The 5,330-nt window shown below is 49.7% G+C and carries 4 protein-coding genes; all 4 read left to right on the top strand.

Going from position 1 to position 5,330, the window contains the following annotated elements; all coding sequences use genetic code 11:
* The first annotated feature begins 81 nt into the window (after positions 1-81).
* The 4 genes from QVO99_RS04350 (at position 82) to QVO99_RS04335 (ending at position 5,073) form a co-directional block, all read left to right on the top strand.
* Complete coding sequence (locus tag QVO99_RS04350; RefSeq protein WP_022316378.1) at positions 82-2,385, top strand: AAA family ATPase; 2,304 nt, start codon at positions 82-84, stop codon at positions 2,383-2,385.
* A gap of 29 nt (positions 2,386-2,414) precedes the next feature.
* Positions 2,415-3,068 carry a leucyl/phenylalanyl-tRNA--protein transferase gene (aat, locus tag QVO99_RS04345; RefSeq protein ID WP_022316377.1) on the top strand — a complete coding sequence of 218 codons (654 nt, stop codon included), beginning with the start codon at positions 2,415-2,417 and terminating at the stop codon, positions 3,066-3,068.
* Between the two features lie 221 nt (positions 3,069-3,289).
* Complete coding sequence (locus QVO99_RS04340; protein ID WP_022316375.1) at positions 3,290-4,639, top strand: ATP-binding protein; 1,350 nt, start codon at positions 3,290-3,292, stop codon at positions 4,637-4,639.
* Positions 4,640-4,692: 53 nt separating this feature from the next.
* Positions 4,693-5,073 carry an L-rhamnose mutarotase gene (locus tag QVO99_RS04335; protein WP_022316374.1) on the top strand — a complete coding sequence of 127 codons (381 nt, stop codon included), beginning with the start codon at positions 4,693-4,695 and terminating at the stop codon, positions 5,071-5,073.
* Positions 5,074-5,330: the final 257 nt, after the last annotated feature.

Here is a 5,330-nt window from a genome sequence, read left to right as displayed (position 1 = left end):
CTATAAACGGCCTAATGACCGATTCGGGTTTAAGACTTGGCACAAAAGACAAGACAAAACGGAAACAGAAAGAAGGAAAGTATGGAATTAAGAAACTCACATAGCATAAACAAAGCGGTGGAGACGGCATTGGACATTGCCGTAAGCATGGCACACGAATACATAATGCCGGAGCATCTGCTGATGGGACTGATACAGCAGGAGCCGTTCAAGCTGGCTCTTCAGAAGAGCAGAGTGGACTACAACAAGCTGCATGCAAGACTCACAAAATATCTCAAAGACCAGGACAAGAAGTTTGGCAAATACCAGGTGCCCGTTCCGTCGGCACAGTTTACTGACCTGGTACAAAACGCATGCACCATAGCCAAGAGATTCAAGAAAGAATTCGCCGGCGTGAGAGAATACATTGTGGCACTCGCCAATCTGCAGGACTCTATGGCTGCCTATATACTTGACACCGCGATAGAAGACCATGAGAGCGAATTCATGGAATACCTCACCGAAGCATATCCGCAGTTTCTGGAATATGAAGACGACACTCCCGACCTCGACGATGATGACCTCGACGACGACGATGATATGTTTGACGACGACGGCCAGCCGATGCCGTTCACGAGTCCGGAAGACTGGAAGAGTCTTGTGACCAACATTTCTGAAGTTGCCAAGACCCACACGCCGCTGATAGGCAGAGAGAAGGAGCTGGACAGGACGATACAGGTGATATGCCGGATGGAGAAGAACAACCCTCTGCACGTGGGCGATCCAGGCGTAGGCAAGACGGCATTGATATACGGACTGGCAAACCTGATAAACAAGGGACAGGTGCCCGACAGGCTGAAGGGTGCCACGATATACGGCATGGACATGGGACAGCTGCTCGCCGGAGCACAGTTCAGGGGCGACTTCGAAAAGCGTCTGAAACTGATCCTCGACGGTGCGAGCAAGGAGAAATCCATACTCTATCTCGACGAGATACACAACATCATCGGCGCCGGCAGAGGCAGCGACGGTGGTCCCGACGCCTCCAACATCCTCAAGCCTTATCTTGAGAGCGGCGCAATATGCTTCGTGGGTGCCACCACGCATGAGGAATACAACCGCAAGATGCTCAAGGACGGTGCAGTGACGCGCCGTTTCCAGACCATCGACATCAAGGAGCCTTCGGTTGAGGAGGCGATAAAGATAGTCACCGGCCTGCAGCCGAGCCTGCAGAAATACCACAATGTGTCGTATCGCAAGGAGGCTCTGGAATATGCCGTGACAGCCAGTGCGAAGCATATATCAGGACGCTGCCTGCCCGACAAGGCAATCGACCTTCTCGACGAGGCGGGGGCTTATCTGGAGGTACACCCAGTGGAGAACCGCCGCCGGTCGTGGGTGACGAAAAGCCTCATCGACGACATCCTCGTCAAGGTGTGCAAGATTCAGGCTACGGCTCTCAAGGAGGAAGACAACGGGGCGCTGATGACCCTGCGCGAGAGGATGCTCGAAAGCATCTACGGACAGGACAAGGCGATTGACGAAGTGACGGAGGCGGTGATGATGGCTAAGGCAGGTCTCACCGAAGACGACAAACCGCTCGCCTCGCTGCTCTTCGTCGGTCCTACGGGAGTGGGAAAGACGGAGGTGGCACGTATGCTCTCAAAAGTGCTCGGAGTGGAGCTCGTGCGCTTCGACATGTCGGAATACACGGAGAAACACGCCGTGGCGAAACTTATCGGTTCGCCGGCGGGATACGTGGGATATGAGGACGGCGGTCTGCTCACCGACGCCATCAGGAAGACTCCAAACTGCGTGCTGCTGCTCGACGAGATTGAGAAAGCTCACAGCGACATATACAACATACTACTGCAGGTGATGGACTATGCCCGTCTGACCGACAACCGCGGACAGAAGGCTGACTTCCGCAACGTGATCCTCATAATGACATCAAACGCCGGAGCACAGTTCGCCGCACAGGCCAACGTGGGATTCACGGGAAATGTGACGAAAGGTGAGGCGATGATGAAGCAGGTGAAGAAGACTTTCAAGCCGGAGTTCATCAACCGACTCAGCGACATCGTGGTGTTCAACGAGATGGACAAGAACATGGCACGCCTCATCCTCAACAAGAAGCTGAAGGAACTGAAGGACAAGGTGGCTGCAAAGGAACTGACCCTGAAGATCAGCGACGCTGCCTTCGAACACATGCTCGGGAAGTGTTTCACCAAGGAATATGGAGCGAGAGAGGCTGACCGCGTGATTGCCCACGAACTGAAACCGCTGATAATGCGCGAGATTCTGTTTGGAAAGAGAAAGAAGGGCAGCACTCTGGCAGTGGACTTCAACAATGGCGTGATGGCTGTCAGAAGCGGTTCAAAAAGCCAGTCGGCAGATAATGCATAAACCACAAACCGTAACGGCATACTGACAATATGATATTCGGATTAGACTCCACAATAGCCTTCCCCGACCCGAGGCTGGGCGAAGACGACGGACTGTTTGCCGTGGGCGGCGACCTAAGCATCGACCGCCTGTTGCTGGCATACAGCAACGGCATATTCCCATGGTACAGTTTCCGCGACTGCAAGGAAATATGGTGGTACTGTCCCATGGACCGCTTCGTGATATTCCCCGACAAGATACACGTGAGCCACTCCATGCGCACTCTGATGAGGAAGCAGGAATACTCCGTGAGCATCAACCGCGACTTCGACGGAGTGATAAGCAACTGCAGTCTGCTGCGCTACGACGAGGCTGGAGCATGGCTCGGCGAAGATATGATAAAGGCATACAAGGCGCTACACGAACAGGGCTTCGCTGCCAGCGTGGAGGTGTGGGACAAGGACGACAGGCTCGTAGGCGGACTCTACGGTGTGAACATCGGAGCGGCTTTCTTCGGTGAGAGCATGTTCTCGCTCGTGCCGTCGGCTTCGAAACTGGCGCTGATAGAGTTGGCACACATCATGAAGGACAATGGCGGCAAGCTCATCGACTGCCAGTTTGAGACTCCTCACCTGAAGACCATGGGCGGCGAGCATATCTCCTACGACGAATATATGAAGATTCTGCAACAAACAAATATATAGTCACAAATAATAACAGTCTTATAGCACCACCAATAAGTTTTCAACGTTACACTTGCAAAAAATCTCAAAAAGGTGTATATTTGCACTGCGATAAATCTCAAAAAGGTGTATATATGCGCAATTAAAAATCTCAAAAAGGTGTATATTGGCACAGTCAAAAATCTCAAAAAGGTGTATCGCATAGGGGATAGATATTTTGAATAGGTGTAAAAGGCGTTACTATGAAGAGAAAAATATACAAACAGCTCCTTGACTGGAAGGAGAAAAGAAACGGAGAAGTGGCATTGCTCATAGAGGGTGCACGACGCATAGGTAAGAGTTATATCGTAGAAGAGTTCGGCAAGAATGAATACGAGTCATATATTCTCATCGACTTCAACAAGGCTCCGCAAATGGTCAGAGACTGGTTCGACCTCTATTTGGAAGACCTTGATATGCTGTTTCTCTATCTGAGTCAGCACTACAAGGTGAGGCTACACGAACGCAAGTCGCTTATCATTCTTGACGAGGTGCAGCTGTGTCCTAGGGCGAGAGCTGCCATCAAGTTCTTGGTGAAAGATGGTAGATATGACTACATTGAGACCGGATCGCTGGTAAGCATTAAGAAAAATACGCAGGGCATCGTACTACCATCCGAAGAGCGCCCTATACAGATGTACCCAATGGACTTTGAAGAGTTTCTATGGGCCACTGGTAACGACATGCTGATGGACTTGATACGTAAGATGTATGCAGAAAAGAAGCCAATGGGACAGGCTTTCCATCGTCAGGCTATGGATGTATTTCGTCTCTATATGATAGTGGGAGGAATGCCACAAGCCGTCAAGAAGTATGTAGAGACGAAAGATTTCGATGCCGTAGATGCCGCCAAGCGCGACGTGCTGACCATCTACCGTAACGACATCTTCAATTACGCAAGTGAGATTGCCGACAAGGTGGTGTCTGTTTTCGATCAGATTCCTCCTCAACTTTCAACGCATGAGAAGAAGTTCCGTCTGTCAGCTCTAAAACCAGGTGCAAAATATCGTGATTGGGATGATGCTTTCTTCTGGCTGAAGGACGCAAGAGTTGTCAACATCTGCTACAACTCGACTGAGCCGAACATCGGACTGAAGATGAATGAAGACCGTACCACTCTGAAGTGCTACATGAACGATACGGGCTTATTAATCAGTCACGCTTTTGACGAAAAGGGTATTGTCTCGTCAGAGATTTATCAGAAACTGCTCTTTGGAAAACTTGAGGTGAACGAAGGGATGCTCATTGAGAATATTGTGGCACAAATGCTGACTGCCAGCGGCAACAAACTCTTTTTCTATAGTAAGTCATCCGAAGAAGCCGAAAACCGTATGGAGATAGACTTCTTGCTCCAAAAAGACAAAGTGACAACACGTCATAATATTCGCCCGATAGAAGTAAAAAGTGGCAAGAACTATACATTGTCTTCCATAACAAAGTGTATGAAGAAGTTTGGAGAATGCATGACCTCTCCTACGGTTTTGCATGCAGCCGACTACAAGGTGGAAGAAGGTATCACATATATTCCGCTTTACATGACACCCTTATTGTGAATAAAGAAGCTAATATGCAAGCATTGAATAATTACAACTAACAGAATACTATTATGAACACGGAAGGATACAAGAGCAAGGAGTACGGACAGCCAACGAAGCGTTTCGTACAGACCATGCAACTGAAAGACGACTCAGAACTGATGAAGGAATACCGCAAGGCTCACGACAAGGATCATTTCTGGCGCGAGATAGAAGAGGGAATAAAAGCAGTGGGAATACTGGAGATGGAGATATACATCCTTGGCAACCGTCTGGTGATGATCGTCGACGCTCCGCTTGACTTCTGCTGGGACGAGGCGATGGCGTGTCTTGCCACCCTGCCCCGACAGGAGGAATGGGAACGCCATGTGGCGATGTTTCAGGAATGTGCCGCCGATGCCACGTCTGCCCAGAAATGGCAGATGATGGAAAGGATGTTCTATCTGTATTGACATAAAAGCCTCATTCCATGGATACTTTTGTCCATTTTGGGGCAAGGTGCTTGCCCAACAGGGGCAAGGTGCTTTCTCAACAGGGGCAAGCTGCTTGCCCCACTTGGGCACGGATAGTAATCATTTTCTTTACATTTTGTTGTCCTTGCCAAGGATTGTGATTTGGCTATTTGAAAAGGAAAAAGACCAACCGGAATAGGGTTTTTATGCAGGTCTTACCTGACAGCAACAGTATATTCTTATCGCACGTACTGAAA

Source organism: Prevotella sp. CAG:592 (assembly GCF_000436015.1).
Taxonomy (GTDB): Bacteria; Bacteroidota; Bacteroidia; order Bacteroidales; family Bacteroidaceae; genus Prevotella; species Prevotella pectinovora.
Note: the sequence above shows the minus strand (reverse complement) of the source record. Positions and strands in the feature narration are given on the sequence as shown.

Bases quoted from the DNA above. Each gene is read 5' to 3' on its own strand.
- QVO99_RS04340 (WP_022316375.1), top strand. From the start codon at position 3,290: ATGAAGAGAAAAATATACAAACAGCTCCTTGACTGGAAGGAGAAAAGA.
- aat (WP_022316377.1), top strand. From the start codon at position 2,415: ATGATATTCGGATTAGACTCCACAATAGCCTTCCCCGACCCGAGGCTG.
- QVO99_RS04335 (WP_022316374.1), top strand. From the start codon at position 4,693: ATGAACACGGAAGGATACAAGAGCAAGGAGTACGGACAGCCAACGAAG.
- QVO99_RS04350 (WP_022316378.1), top strand. From the start codon at position 82: ATGGAATTAAGAAACTCACATAGCATAAACAAAGCGGTGGAGACGGCA.